Genomic DNA, 12,759 nt, shown 5'->3' with positions numbered 1-12,759 from the left:
CTAGGCTTGGGCATTGTCCATAGCCTGGGATTTACCGATGCGCATATTGCCGGCCCTTTTCGCCGCCTTTTCATTCATTTCCACCCCTGCGATCGCGCAGGATCCACAGCAGGTATCGGCCGAGATTGCCGCCTTTGAGCAGCTGGCCGAAGTGGCCGCGGCGGGCACAGATCCGGCGGTCAGATTGCAGCGATCAAATGAGATTTCGCTGTTTCTCGTGACCGTCCACGGCAAGCCCGTGTTCGCCTTTCGCCGCGAGTCCAACTGGCGCTTCGGCGATCAGCTGGGTTTCTCGTTCGACTGTGTCGGCGAGGGCAAGGTGCGGATCACCTACCTGATGAGTATGTACATGCAGAAGCCGCTGGCGCCCGAGATCAAGGCCGGGTTCAAGGGCGAGCTTCGGGTCAAGGCCAAGCTGCGGACGGGCAAGTCCATCGACATGATGCTGAAGGACGCCATGATCCTGCACGAGGTCGAGGAACTGGAATCCGGCACACCGCACCGCCGGCAATTCCGGGTGGCTGTCGTCGTCCCCGCCAACGGCAAACTGTTTTCCAGCCTCAGGACGACCGGCAACCTTCAGGCCACGCTGATGAAGAACGACCAGTACATGAACCTCTCCGGCGGCGCGGGGCTGGAGGGCTATGATGCCGACCTCAAGCCCATGATCCAGCATTGCCGCACGACCGATCCCGGCTATGTGCCGCCGCCCCCCTCGCCCGAGGATCTGGCCGACAAGGAGCCGGTCCGCCTTGCCATGGGCCCGACGCCCAATCAGGCCGAGGCGGCGATCCTGCGCAACTTTCGCGCGCGGCTTGCGGTCTTTTCCGGTCTGCTGGGGCTCACCGAGATGGAAATCCGGTCCAAGGGCGGCTTCACCCTGCACGAATGCCACATCACGACCAGCAGCAACGCCTACTGCCGCTATCGGGCGAATTTCGAGCTGGCGGGCGCGGGGAACAATCTGGCGATCCTGATCGCCAACCTCGGCTTTGCGATCAACACGTCGCAATGGGCCGCGTTCGACGTGGTGCGGAACCGGTGGGAACTGCGCAAGCTGTTCGACAGCTGCACCATCGGCGACGACGAAGTGAGGTGCGAAACCCGCACCAAGATACCGGCGCGCTAGGCGTCCGGTCGTCGGGGCACCGGCATCCCGGTGCCCCGCTGGCTTATGCGACCAGTTTGGCCATCCGGCCGCGGATCACCTCTTCGGCGTCCGAGACGATGCGCTCGATCAGTTCCTTGCAGGTCGGCACGTCGTGGATCACGCCCGCGACCATGCCCGCCGACCACATGCCTTCCTCGACATCGCCGGTGCCGTAAACGTTCTTGCCCCGCGCACCCGCGACCAGTTCCGCCACGTCGCCGATCTCGAAGGCCATGCCCTTTTCCTTCTCGATCTGCGCGACCTGCTCGGACACCGTGTTCCGGAACACCCGGCTGGTGTTGCGCAGCGCGCGCATGATCAGGATCGAGTCCCGCTCGCCCGCGTCGACCAGCCGCTGCTTGACGGCGTCGTGGATCGGCGCCTCTTTCGTGGCCATGAAGCGGGTGCCCATGTTGATACCCTCGGCCCCGAGCGCGAGTGCCGCGGCCAGCTGCCGCCCCTCGCCAAAGCCGCCGGACCCGATCACCGGGATGTCCAGTGCGTCGACCGCCAGCGGGATCAGGATCTGGTTGGTGATGTCATCCTCGCCCACGTGGCCCGCGCATTCGAACCCGTCGATCGAGATGGCGTCGACCCCGAGCCGCTGCGCGGTCAGCGCGTGACGGACGGCGGTGCACTTGTGGATCACCTTGATCCCCGCCGCCTTGAACATGTCGATGAACTTGCCGGGGTTGTTGCCCGCCGTCTCGACGATCTTGACGCCGCTGTCGATGATCGCCTGCGCGTATTCGGCATGCGGAATGGGCTTGAGCGACGGCAGGATCGTCAGGTTCACGCCGAACGGCTTGTCTGTCATGGTGCGGCAGCGCTCGACCTCCTTGATCAGCGCGTCGGGGTCCGGCTGCGTCAGCGCCGTCATGATCCCCAGCCCGCCGCCGTTCGACACCGCCGCGGCCAGATCCGCCTTGGCCACCCATTGCATCCCGCCCTGGCAGATCGGGTGTTCGATCCCCATCAGTTCGGTAAACCGAGTCTTCAGCATTCCTAGTCCTCCCTTGTCCGTCCTCCGGTATAGCACCGGCATATCACGGCGGGAGTCGATTCTTGCCGACCGGCAGGTAATTTTCAGAACCGTCTCACGATCCCCAGATTCGCCCCGAGATTGTCGAAGGAATAAAGCGGGATGTTGGAGGACTGGGTGGTATAGGTGATCTCCAGCTCCGGCTGGAACCCCATGTACTGCACCGAGGGGTGGCTGAAGCTGACCGAGGCGGTGAACCGGTCGTCCTTGCGGGTGGTGCCGAAAAAGGCCGATGCCGCGTCATAGGCCGCCCGGCGCACGGAAAGGTCCACCCCGGTGCGCAGGCCGTTCTCGAAGGCGTAGGTGCCGCCGATGCCGATCTGCAGGGCGGTGTACGAAAAGCTGGCCACATCGGCATCCGTCCGTTCCACCGTCGCGCTGGTGCGCAGGTGCATCCGGGGCGAGACCGCATAGGCATAGCGCACTGTCGCCAGGGCCCGCGGGCCGTCCAGCCCCGTGACGCCGTCGAAGCTCAGCCAGTCCACCGCGCCCGCGATCTGCAGCAGCGACCGGTCCGAAGGCTGCGTCGTCAGGCCGAAGGTCAGGCCGGGCCCCTTGGAATAGCCCGCCCCGTCCAGCCAGCGGCGGCTGTAGGTGATCCCGCCCTCGACCGTGGTGCGCGCGGACAGGCTGTGCACCAGTACCGTCTCGCCGCGCAGACGGATGTCGTCATAGGCATTGCCGTCATAGATGTCGGCATCCACGCTCAGCCCGAACCGCAGGCGGGTCCGTTCACCGATGGCGGGCGAAAACGCCAGCCCGGCGCCGATCGCGACGCCATAGGCCCGGCGCTGGCGGGAGCCTGCGCCGATGACGAAACGGCGGCCGCCGATGATGATGGTTTCGGCCCGCGTGCCCTCGGCGGCATTCGTGGCGGGGATGAAGGACAGACGCAGGTGCCCGCTCCAGTCGCCTCCAAGCGCGACGGCACCGTCCGGCACGTCCGAGGGCGGCGGGGCGGTCTGGCCGAGGTCCTGACGGACCTGCGCCAGCGCATCGCGGAAGTCGCCGACATCGGGTCGCAGCGCGACCAGTTGTTCAAGGTGCGGCAGCGCCTCCTGCGGGCGGCCGGTCTGGCGATAGATCACCGCCAGCCCCCACAGCCGCTGTTCCGCCTCGGCCGGGGTCGCGGGCTGCCAGGCCAGCAGCCGCCGGATCGCGGCGTCGGTCCGGCCGGACACGGCAAGGTCGCGGGCGCTCTGGTAGACCGATGCGCCGGTGTCGGCCCGCGCCGCGGCAGGGGCCCATCCGGTCAGGCCGAGACTGAGGCAAAGCAGAAATGCCGGCCACGACGCGCGTTTCGGGGATGAAGACGCAGCGCCGTGACCGGGCCGGATTGGGGAAAAGTGTTTGGTCATCAAATCGCTGCGCCGGAGCGAGCTGCGACGCCGGAGCGCCGCGGCAGACCGGTCAATTCTTGTCGAGGTAGAACGTGCCGCCGGCGGCGACGTCACCGAAACCGCTGCTCTTGTCGAACCACAGGCCCTGCGCAGTACCCGCGATACCCGCACCTTCCTTGCCGAACATGTTCCCGCCCAGCGACATCAGGATCGTGCCCGTGTCGTTGCCCGACTCCAGATCGCCCGCCAGTTCGATCTTTGCGGACCCTGTCGCCGTCGTGATCGGGCCGACGACCGGCGCGTTGATCGTGGACTCGTTGCGGCCCACCACGCTGGGCAGGCCCTTGGCTTCGGCATTGGCCACGGTCAGTTCGCCGTCAGCCGTGAAATCCTGTCCCTTGAAGGTGCCGCGGAAGTTCTTGGCCGAGCCACTCCACGGGTTCCCGCTCTGACCTTCGGTCCAGTCGACGTTGAGGTCCAGGTCCGCCAGAACGCCACCCACGGTGCTCTGGGTCGAAGCTTCCTTGAGGTCCATCTGCGCCGCGCCGGTGTATTTCGCCTTGAGCGTCTTGGGCATGTCGCTGGTCGGGGCAACGCCCGTCACCCGGTCGAATTCCTTCTGAAAGTCCGCCTTGCTGGCCGGGCCGGCGCCACCGCCGCCGCCCCCAGCCCCGCCCCCGCCGCTGGTGCTGGTGCAGCCCGCAGCCGCGAGGCCCAGTGCCAGAATCGCGGCGCCGCGCGTAATCGTCCTGAATTCCATAGTAATCTATCTCCGAAAATTGCGGAGGCTCAGCCCCCTCCGATGGTGGGGATATGAATAGCCAGACCTGCCCCCCCGTCGCCCCCCCGATCAGGGGGGCACCAAACCGTTGAATACCCAGTAATTACTGCGCAAGGTGCGTTGCAGACCGCAGACCCGCGGCCCGAGGGATTTCATGCAGAGATTTTCAACCGTTCCGTTTCTGGTTGCCGCCATCGCATCGCTGGCCTCGGCCGCGCTGGTCGTGCTGCTGGCCACCGGCCAGCCGTGGCTCGGCCTGACGCTGACGGCGGATGGCGAAAGCGGCGTCACCGTCAGCGACCGCGCGGCCGACGGTCCCGCCGCCACGCTCAGCCCCGGCGACCGGCTCCTGGCGCTGCGTCCGGCCGGTGCGGGTGCCGACCGCAGCCTGAGCCTCCGGCCCGACGACCTGATCGAGGAACCGGACGGCCTGCCCGATGTCGCCGCCCTGCGCGAACTTTTCGCCCATCAGGGCCGGATCAGCGACACCCTGAAAGACGGCCCCGTCACCGCCGAGGTGATGCGCGACGGCACGGTGATCGAGGTGCCGCTGACACCCGCCCCGACGCGCCCGCTGACTGACCTGCCGGGGGTCTTCTGGGTCCAGCTTCTCGTGGGCCTGAGCGGGGTCTGGATGGGCGCCTGGGTGCTGACGGTGCGCGGGCGCGACGCGGCATCGGTCTATCTGCTGACCGGCGCGGTCGGGCTGATGTTCGCCTCGCATGCCGCCGCGCTGTACTCCACGCGCGAACTGGCGATGCAGGAAGGCGTCTTCGAATGGGCCTCCTCGATCAACTCCTTCGGGGCGATCACCTTTGGCGTCGCGATGATCTGCCTGTTCCTCGTCTATCCCGTCCGCTACCTGCCGCGTTGGATGGAATGGGCGGCGATCGGCGTGTTCGGCACGTGGGGCGTGCTGTCCTTCCTGCGCCTGACCGTGACCATGCCGATGGCGATCCACATCCCGGTTCTGATCGAGATGATCGGCATCCTGATCGCCGTCGCGGGCCAGATCTGGGTATCGCGGGCCAATCCCCACGCCCGCGCGGCCATGCGCTGGTTCGGCCTGTCGGTCGCCATCGGCGCGGGCGCCTTCGTCGGGCTGATCGCCCTGCCCCAGGCCATCGGCCTGCAACCGCAGATGAGCCAGGGCCACGCCTTTGCCTTCTTCCTCGTCATCTATGCCGGGCTGGCCATCGGGGTCGCCCGCTATCGCCTTTTCGAGCTGGAATTCTGGGCCTTCCGCATCCTGTTCTACGCGGGCGGTGTCGCCCTGCTGCTGCTGCTGGACGCCCTGCTGGTCTTCGTCGTCACGATGGACCGGATCCCGGCCTTCTCCATTTCGCTGCTGGTGGTCGCATTCCTCTACCTGCCGGCCCGCGACGCGATCGCGCGGGCGCTGACCGGGCGGCGGCAGCTGACGACCGAGGACCTGTTCGACCTCGTGTCCGGCATCGCACTGGCACCCAATGCCGACGAGCAGCGCGCCAAGCTGAACCAGTTGCTGACCGACCTCTACCACCCGCTGGAGATCGGCACCGCACCGGGCGACGTGCACAAGCCGACGCTGCAGGACGGCGGGGCGATCATGGACCTGCCCGGCATCGACGCGCTGAACCCGACGCGTCTGAAATGGGCCCACAACGGACGGCGCCTGTTTTCCGGCACCGACCTGAAGCGGGCGGCAGCGATCCTGCAGATGGCCGCCCAGTTCGTCGAGCGGCGCAACGCCTTCGAAGCCGGTGTCGAAGAGGAACGCCGCCGCATCAACCGCGACATGCACGACAACATCGGCGTCCAGCTACTGGGTGCGCTGCACAGCCACGACGCGGGCCGCAAGGACGCGCTGATCCGCCAGACCCTGACCGACCTGCGGGAGATCGTGTCGAACACCACGATCGAAACGCCCGTGCTGACCGATCTGCTGGGCGATATCCGGGCCGAGATCTCGGAACATCTCGCCGCCGCGGACATCGAGCTGGACTGGATCGAGGGTCCGATGCCCTCGGCGCCGGTCGCGCCGCATACCTCCAACTCGCTGCGGGCAATCCTGCGCGAAGGGTCCAGCAACATCATCCGCCACGCGGCGGCCGACCGGGCGACCATCGCCATCCGCGCCTCGGACCGGGGCGCGAACGGCGAACTGGTCATCAGCGTGTCGGACAATGGCCGGGGACTCGGGCCCGCGCAGGAGATGTCCGGACAGTCCGGCGGCAGCGGACTGCGCAACCTGCGCCAGCGGACCGAGGCGCGGGGCGGCCGGTTCTCGCTTCAGGGCGGTGCGGATGGCCGGGGCGCCGAATTGCAGGCGGTCCTGCCGCTGGATCCGGCGCCGGGCCTCGTGGCCCGCCTGCGCGATGTTGGTGAATGAGTATCGGGCCGGATTGGCCGGGGGTAACGGGATGAAGCGGGTTCTGATCGTCGAGGACATCACCGAAACGCGGGACTGGTTGTCCGATCTGGTCCGGGGCGCGTTCGGCGCGGTCGAGATCGACACGGCCGGACTGCTGCGGCAGGCGCGCGGGTTCCTGCGGAACGACTACGATCTGGCGCTGATCGACCTCGGGTTGCCGGACGGGTCGGGGCTGGACCTGCTGCGGGCGATCCGGGACGATCACCGCGACACGCTCTGCGTCGTCACCACCGTGATGGGCGACGACGCGACGGTGGTCGCCGCGCTGTCGGCGGGGGCGGACGGCTACCTGCTCAAGGAAAACCCGGCCGCCGTCCTGACCCGGCAGTTGCAGCAGATCGGCGACGGGGTCCCTGCCCTGTCGCCCAGCATCGCGCGGCGGATCATGGAGCATTTCCGCTACACCGGTCCCGCCGCGGGCGAGGATCAGGACCTGACCGATCGCGAGACCGAGGTGCTGGCGCTGATCGGACGCGGGTTGCGCAACGCCGAGGTGGCGCGTGATCTGGGCATCGCGGAAACCACGGTGGCGGGCTACATCAAGGCGGTCTATCGCAAGCTCGGCATCTCATCGCGCGCCGAAGCCGCATGGCACGCGGCGCGGATGGGACTGCGGCGCGACGACTGAGGCCCGGCACGGCGCCGGGCCCCGCGTAAAGTCGGACTTCAGAAGACGGATGCCGCGGCGAATGCGGCGATCAGGCAGAGACAGAAAACACCTTCGGTCATGGCAACGTTTCCGGTTGGCACCGCAGCAGCGCGGACGTCATCCTTCCAACTCGTCCGGGGTCACGACAGTTCCCGTTCCCGTGAGAGTTGAGTGATCTTACGCCTTACGCTGCGGCACCCCAATCCCCATAGATCGGAGCAGGCAGTTTTCCGCATGGCATGTCGCGATCCGGCGCCGAGGCTTTGCGCTGCTTTCGCACTGAAAGCCTCAGCACCCGCCGCCGGAGGCCCAGGGCTCCAGGGTTTCCGTTCCAGCCCAATACCCTACGCGCCTCCGCCCACGAAACAGGCACAACCCGCCGGGCGGCGGACATCCGCACAGGCATGGTCTCCGATGGCTCAGCCGACCTGCCGTCCGTGGCACCAGACACCCCGCACGACGGGCGAGCCGCCGATCCGCCCGATCCTCACGAGGTCGGCATGCAACCCCTGCGCGATCCGCCCCCGGTCCGTCAACCCGACCGCATCCGCCGGGGCCGATGTCACCGTCGCCACCGCGCGCGGGACGTCCTGCCACAGGTCCGCCAGCAGGAACGCCGACGTCATCAGCGACGACGGCACGTAGTCCGACGACATGATGTCCAGCAGCCCCGCCTCGGCCAGGTCATGCGCCGCGACGTTGCCCGAATGCGATCCGCCCCGGATCAGGTTGGGCGCGCCCATCATCACCGCGATGCCGCTGGCCTTGCAGGCCGCCGCCGCCTCCTCGGTCGTCGGGAATTCGGCCACCGTGCAGCCGTGCCGCGCCGACTGCGCCACATGGGCCGAGGTGGTGTCGTCATGCGAGGCCAGCACCGCGCCGAACCGCTTGGCCTCGCGCACCGCGACCACCTCGTGCCGGTCGCCGTAGGTCTCGCGCAGGGTCCGCAGGTTGTCGACGTGGCGCGCGAACTGTTCGTCGTTCAGCCCTCGCTTGCGCTGGACGTAGTCCTTGAGCTTGGAGATATCGCGGAATTGCCGCTGGCCCGGCGTGTGGTCCATCAGCGACACCAGCCGCACCCGGTCCTCGGGGCCGAACTCCGCCAGCTCCTCCTCCAGCGTCTCGGAACAGACCTCGGCCCGCAGGTGCAGGTAGTGGTTGATCCGGAGCGCGCCGTTCGCCCTCAGCTCCATCAGCTCGGACGACAGCGGGCGGGCATATTTGCGATAGCCGGTGTCCGCGCTCGGCAGCGATCCGACGCGCATGGCGTCGAAGACCGTGGTGATCCCGACCGACGCAAGTTCCCCGTCATGCGCCATGATCGCGGCGGCATGGGGCCAGTCGACCTTGGGGCGCGGCTCGATATGCCGCTCGATATTGTCGGTGTGCAGTTCGATCAGGCCGGGGATCAGCATGTCGCCGCCGAAATCCACGGCACCGGGCACCGCGCTGCCGCCCTGCGAGATCGCGGCGATCCGGCCATCCGCCACGTGGATGGTGCCCTCGATCACCTCGTCCTCGAGAACGATGCGTGCATTGGTGAAAATCATGTCCTGCATTGCTTTACCTGCCTTGAAGGCCGCCTCACTTGCATGAAAGTGTCACGGTCGTGTGACACTACTGGGATACCGGGCGCAGATGACCGACTTCAGCCGCTACGCCGTCTATTACGCGCGCCCTCCGGGGCCTCTCGCCGAGTTCGCCGCCGCGTGGCTCGGCTGGGATCCGGTGGCCGGCGCAGAGGTGCCCCATCCCGACCTGCCCGGCCTGCCGCGCCCGGTGGCCGAGATCACGGCGACACCGCGCAAATACGGCTTTCACGGCACGATCAAGCCGCCCTTCCGCCTGAACGCCTCCGCCTCGCCCGAGGCGCTGGCCTCGGACCTCGACGCGCTGTGCAGCGGAATCGCCCCGGTGCATTGCGACGGGCTGGAACTGCACCGCCTCGGCGGCTTCCTCGCCCTGGTCCCGACCGGCGACACCACCGCGCTGGCGCATCTGGCCGCCGAGGCCGTCCGTGCGCTCGACCATCACCGGGCGCCCGCGCCCGAGGCGGAACTCAACCGCCGCCGGGCCAGGGGCCTCAGCCCCAGTCAGGAGGTCAACCTGATGACATGGGGCTATCCCCACGTGATGGAAGACTTCCGTTTCCACCTGACCCTGTCCGGCCGGTTGCCCGCCGAGGAGGCCGACGCGGTCGCACAGGTGCTGACCCCGATCCTCGCACCGATGACCGAGGGGCCGTTCGTTGTCCCGGACCTCTGCCTGTTCGGCGAGGATGCGGAGGGTCGGTTTCACCTCGTCTCCCGTCATGCGCTGACCGGCTGAAGCGCGGCGAGGCATGCCTCGACCGCCGTCTCCAGCGTCCCGCCATTGTCGATCCGCACTACGTTCAGCCCCTCCGGCAGCGCGTAATCCGACCGCGCCAGCCGCGCCGCGATATCCGCCGGATCCTCGCGATTGCGCGCCGCCAGCCGGGCGGCCAGCACCTCGCGCGGGGCGTCGATCAGCAGCACCGTCAGTTCGGGATAGCGCGCCGCCACCTGCGGCAGCACCGCGCGCGATCCGTTGAACAGCACGTCCCGCCCCTCGGCCAGATCCCGGTCGATCCGGGCGGGGATGCCGTAGCTCAGGCCATGCGCCCGCCAGTGGATCGCGAACCCTCCGGCCATGGCGCGGGCGGTGAATTCCGGTTCGGTCACCGGCTCGAACGGCTCGCCGCCCTTCTCGGCCCCTCGGGTGATGGCGCGGCGCACGATGACCAGATCGGGGCGCCGCCTGCGCACCGCCTCGATCAGCGTGTCCTTGCCCGCGCCGGAGGGCCCGACGACGGTGAAGAGCCGCCCGCCCCTCACGCCGCCCGCCTCGGGGTGAAGGCCGAGACGTCGATCACCCGGTCCGCCACCCGTTCCCGCGCTTCGGCATCGTGGAAGATCCCCACGATCGCCGCGCCGCGCGCCTTGGCCTCTTCGATCAGGCTCAGCACTACCTCGCGGTTCGTGGCGTCGAGCGAGGCGGTCGGTTCGTCCAGCAGAAGCGCCGGATAGGCATGGGCGAAGCCTCGCGCGATGTTCACGCGCTGCTGTTCGCCGCCCGAGAAGGTCGTGGGCGACAGCGACCACAGCCGTTCGGGGATGTTCAGCCGCGCCAGCAGATCGCGCGCCCGCGCCTGCGCCGCCGTCCGGTCGGTGCCGATGGCCAGCAGCGGCTCGGCCACCACGTCGAGCGCCGGGACGCGGGGCACGACCCGCAGGAATTGCGAGACATATCCCAGCGTCTCGCGCCGGAGCGCGATGATCTCGCGCGGCTCGGCGGTGACGACGTCCAGATCGCCCACCCGGATGGACCCGGCAGCGGCGAGGTAGTTGCCGTAGATCATCCGCATCAGCGTGGATTTCCCCGCCCCGGAATTGCCGGTCAGGGCGACGCATTCGCCGGGCTCCACGGTCAGATGCGCCCCCGCCATGACCGGGATCACCGCGCCGCCTTGGTTGTGCAGGGTGAAGGATTTCGAGAGGTTTTCGATCCGGATCATGGGCTTACACCTGCAGGACGGAAGAAACGAGAAGCTGCGAATAGGCGTGTTGCGGGTCGTCCAGAACCTGATCGGTCAGCCCCGCCTCGACCACGCGCCCGCCCTTCATCACCATGATGCGGTCGGCCAGAAGCCGGACGACGGCGAGGTCATGGGTCACGATGATCGCCGACAGCCCCATCTCGCGCACCAGCCCGCGCAGCAGGTCCAGCAGGCGCGCCTGCACCGACACGTCGAGCCCGCCGGTCGGTTCGTCCATGAACACCAGCCGCGGCCCGGTGACGAGGTTGCGGGCGATCTGCAGCCGCTGCTGCATCCCGCCGGAAAAGGCCGAGGGCCGGTCGTCCACCCGGTCCGCCGCGATCTCGACCCGGTCCAGCCAGTCGAGCGCCTTGCCACGGATGTCGCCGTAATGCCGCGCGCCGACCGCCATCAGCCGCTCGCCCACGTTGCCGCCGGCGGATACCGACATTCGCAGCCCGTCCCGCGCGTTCTGGTGGACAAAGGCCCAGTCGGTGCGGCCCAGCATCCGCCGCTCCGGCTCGCTCATCCTGAGCGTGTCGACCGGCCCCCGGTCACGGGTGTCGAACAGAACCTCGCCCGCATCGGGCGCCAGATGCCCCGCCATGCAGTTCAGTAGCGTCGACTTGCCGGACCCGCTTTCGCCGACAATCCCCATGACTTCGCCGGGATAGAGGTCAAAGCTCACGTCCTCGCAGCCGATCCGGCCGCCATAGGTCTTGCGCAGCCCGCGCACGGACAGAAGCGGTGTCATGCCGTTGCCTCCTCGATCGGGCTCAGCCGCCCGCGATGGCCCGCCGCCTGGCGGGTGGTGCAGAAATCGGTGTCGGAACAGACGAACATCCGCCCGCCCTCATCATCGGTGATGACCTCGTCCAGATAGCTGTCCCCGGCCCCGCAGAGATCGCAGGGCGCGGGGGCCTTCGTCGCCTCGAAGGGATGATCCTCGAAATCGAGTGAGACAACCTGCGTGTAGGGCGGGATCGCGTAGATCCGCTGTTCCCGCCCCGCGCCGAACAGCTGGATCGCCGCCATCTCCAGCTTCGGGTTGTCGAACTTGGGGATCGGGCTGGGGTCCATGACATATCGCCCCTCGACCTTCACCGGATAGGCATAGGACGTGGCGATGTGGCCGTGCCGGGCTATGTCCTCGTAAAGCTTGACGTGCATCAGCCCGTATTCCTCGAGCGCGTGCATCTTGCGGGTCTCGGTCTCGCGCGGTTCGAGGAACCGCAGCGGCTCCGGGATCGGCACCTGGTAGACGAGGATCTGATCCTCGCTCAGCGCCTCTTCGGGTATGCGGTGGCGGGTCTGGATGACGCTGGCTTCGGACGTCACCGTGGTGGTCGCCACCTCGGCCGTGCGTTCGAAGAACTTGCGGATGGACACCGCGTTCGTCGTGTCGTCCGCGCCCTGGTCGATGACCTTGAGCCGGTCGTCGGGCGTCAGGCAGGCCGCCGTCACCTGCACGCCGCCGGTGCCCCAGCCGTAGGGCATGGGCATCTCGCGGCTGGCGAAGGGCACTTGGTAACCGGGGATCGCGATCCCCTTGAGTATCGCCCGGCGGATCATCCGCTTGGTCTGTTCGTCGAGATAGGCGAAGTTGTAGTCAGACATGTCGGGCCTCGCGGCGGGCAGAGATCGGAAGGAAGTGACAATGGAATGGACAGTCATCGCCCTGATCGCGGTCGTCACGGCGGTCGCGATCATCCTGAAACGCGCGCTCGGCGGGACGCCGGGCGGCGACGGAGCCACCCCGCCGCTGGAACGCGACGGCGGCGAGAACCGGGGCGGCGCGGACAGCCACGCCGACCGGCCGTGAGGCTGG

General features: G+C 68.1%; 13 protein-coding genes. 5 read left to right on the top strand and 8 right to left on the bottom strand.

All coding sequences use genetic code 11. The features are described from left to right. The first annotated feature begins 37 nt into the window (after positions 1-37). Positions 38-1,129, top strand: a complete 1,092-nt coding sequence (locus ATO6_RS08115; RefSeq protein ID WP_088623495.1) for a hypothetical protein — start codon at positions 38-40, stop codon at positions 1,127-1,129. Positions 1,130-1,172: 43 nt separating this feature from the next. On the opposite strand, the gene ATO6_RS08110 is transcribed toward ATO6_RS08115, so the two are convergent. From ATO6_RS08110 to ATO6_RS08100, 3 genes are all read right to left on the bottom strand, one after another. After that, complete coding sequence (locus ATO6_RS08110) at positions 1,173-2,153, bottom strand: nitronate monooxygenase family protein (RefSeq protein ID WP_088623494.1); 981 nt, start codon at positions 2,151-2,153, stop codon at positions 1,173-1,175. A gap of 83 nt (positions 2,154-2,236) precedes the next feature. Then, positions 2,237-3,550, bottom strand: coding sequence for a surface lipoprotein assembly modifier (locus ATO6_RS08105; RefSeq protein ID WP_141101953.1), 1,314 nt, complete (start codon positions 3,548-3,550; stop codon positions 2,237-2,239). A 52-nt stretch (positions 3,551-3,602) separates the two neighbouring features. Then, positions 3,603-4,292, bottom strand: coding sequence for a hypothetical protein (locus tag ATO6_RS08100; protein ID WP_088623492.1), 690 nt, complete (start codon positions 4,290-4,292; stop codon positions 3,603-3,605). A gap of 175 nt (positions 4,293-4,467) precedes the next feature. On the opposite strand from ATO6_RS08100, the gene ATO6_RS08095 reads away from it, so the two are divergent. Beyond that, positions 4,468-6,684, top strand: a complete 2,217-nt coding sequence (locus ATO6_RS08095) for an ATP-binding protein (protein ID WP_088623491.1) — start codon at positions 4,468-4,470, stop codon at positions 6,682-6,684. Positions 6,685-6,715: 31 nt separating this feature from the next. After that, the gene (locus ATO6_RS08090; RefSeq protein ID WP_088623490.1) at positions 6,716-7,354 is read left to right on the top strand and encodes a response regulator transcription factor; all 639 of its coding nucleotides are present in this window, start codon (positions 6,716-6,718) and stop codon (positions 7,352-7,354) included. Positions 7,355-7,794: 440 nt separating this feature from the next. Here ATO6_RS08090 and ATO6_RS08085 read toward each other — a convergent pair whose 3' ends face one another. Next, entirely contained in the window at positions 7,795-8,934 is a 1,140-nt protein-coding gene (locus ATO6_RS08085) for an alpha-D-ribose 1-methylphosphonate 5-triphosphate diphosphatase (protein WP_088623489.1), read from the bottom strand. Positions 8,935-9,013: 79 nt separating this feature from the next. Here ATO6_RS08085 and ATO6_RS08080 point away from each other — a divergent pair, with 79 nt between their 5' ends. After that, complete coding sequence (locus ATO6_RS08080) at positions 9,014-9,703, top strand: DUF1045 domain-containing protein (RefSeq protein WP_088623488.1); 690 nt, start codon at positions 9,014-9,016, stop codon at positions 9,701-9,703. Here ATO6_RS08080 and phnN read toward each other — a convergent pair. Genes phnN through ATO6_RS08060 form a run of 4 tightly spaced genes read right to left on the bottom strand, consistent with a single transcriptional unit; the run spans position 9,685 to position 12,548 of the window. Then, positions 9,685-10,230, bottom strand: a complete 546-nt coding sequence (gene phnN, locus ATO6_RS08075) for a phosphonate metabolism protein/1,5-bisphosphokinase (PRPP-forming) PhnN (protein WP_088623487.1) — start codon at positions 10,228-10,230, stop codon at positions 9,685-9,687. The two genes, ATO6_RS08080 and phnN, sit on opposite strands and share 19 nt — an antisense overlap. Beyond that, a complete protein-coding gene (gene phnL / locus ATO6_RS08070; protein WP_088623486.1) occupies positions 10,227-10,910 on the bottom strand; it encodes a phosphonate C-P lyase system protein PhnL in 684 nt (227 codons plus the stop codon). The genes phnN and phnL overlap by 4 nt, the downstream gene beginning before the upstream one ends. A gap of 4 nt (positions 10,911-10,914) precedes the next feature. Beyond that, the gene (phnK, locus tag ATO6_RS08065) at positions 10,915-11,685 is read right to left on the bottom strand and encodes a phosphonate C-P lyase system protein PhnK (protein WP_088623485.1); all 771 of its coding nucleotides are present in this window, start codon (positions 11,683-11,685) and stop codon (positions 10,915-10,917) included. After that, positions 11,682-12,548, bottom strand: a complete 867-nt coding sequence (locus ATO6_RS08060) for an alpha-D-ribose 1-methylphosphonate 5-phosphate C-P-lyase PhnJ (RefSeq protein ID WP_176440868.1) — start codon at positions 12,546-12,548, stop codon at positions 11,682-11,684. Before ATO6_RS08060 ends, phnK begins: the two co-directional genes overlap by 4 nt. A gap of 40 nt (positions 12,549-12,588) precedes the next feature. Here ATO6_RS08060 and ATO6_RS25030 point away from each other — a divergent pair, with 40 nt between their 5' ends. Continuing rightward, a complete protein-coding gene (locus ATO6_RS25030; protein WP_176440867.1) occupies positions 12,589-12,753 on the top strand; it encodes a hypothetical protein in 165 nt (54 codons plus the stop codon). The last annotated feature ends 6 nt before the right edge of the window (positions 12,754-12,759 follow it).

Origin of the sequence: Oceanicola sp. 22II-s10i, assembly GCF_002210105.1 — a bacterium.
In the GTDB taxonomy this organism is placed as follows: Bacteria; Pseudomonadota; Alphaproteobacteria; order Rhodobacterales; family Rhodobacteraceae; genus Pseudooceanicola.
The sequence above is the reverse complement of the archived record's forward strand: the minus strand, read 5'-3'. Positions and strand labels throughout refer to the sequence as shown.

Bases quoted from the DNA above. Each gene is read 5' to 3' on its own strand.
- ATO6_RS08060 (WP_176440868.1), bottom strand. From the start codon at position 12,548: ATGTCTGACTACAACTTCGCCTATCTCGACGAACAGACCAAGCGGATG.
- ATO6_RS08105 (WP_141101953.1), bottom strand. From the start codon at position 3,550: ATGACCAAACACTTTTCCCCAATCCGGCCCGGTCACGGCGCTGCGTCT.
- ATO6_RS08115 (WP_088623495.1), top strand. From the start codon at position 38: ATGCGCATATTGCCGGCCCTTTTCGCCGCCTTTTCATTCATTTCCACC.
- ATO6_RS08090 (WP_088623490.1), top strand. From the start codon at position 6,716: ATGAAGCGGGTTCTGATCGTCGAGGACATCACCGAAACGCGGGACTGG.
- ATO6_RS08110 (WP_088623494.1), bottom strand. From the start codon at position 2,153: ATGCTGAAGACTCGGTTTACCGAACTGATGGGGATCGAACACCCGATC.
- ATO6_RS08080 (WP_088623488.1), top strand. From the start codon at position 9,014: ATGACCGACTTCAGCCGCTACGCCGTCTATTACGCGCGCCCTCCGGGG.
- phnL (WP_088623486.1), bottom strand. From the start codon at position 10,910: ATGATCCGGATCGAAAACCTCTCGAAATCCTTCACCCTGCACAACCAA.
- ATO6_RS08095 (WP_088623491.1), top strand. From the start codon at position 4,468: ATGCAGAGATTTTCAACCGTTCCGTTTCTGGTTGCCGCCATCGCATCG.
- ATO6_RS08085 (WP_088623489.1), bottom strand. From the start codon at position 8,934: ATGCAGGACATGATTTTCACCAATGCACGCATCGTTCTCGAGGACGAG.
- ATO6_RS25030 (WP_176440867.1), top strand. From the start codon at position 12,589: ATGGAATGGACAGTCATCGCCCTGATCGCGGTCGTCACGGCGGTCGCG.
- ATO6_RS08100 (WP_088623492.1), bottom strand. From the start codon at position 4,292: ATGGAATTCAGGACGATTACGCGCGGCGCCGCGATTCTGGCACTGGGC.
- phnK (WP_088623485.1), bottom strand. From the start codon at position 11,685: ATGACACCGCTTCTGTCCGTGCGCGGGCTGCGCAAGACCTATGGCGGC.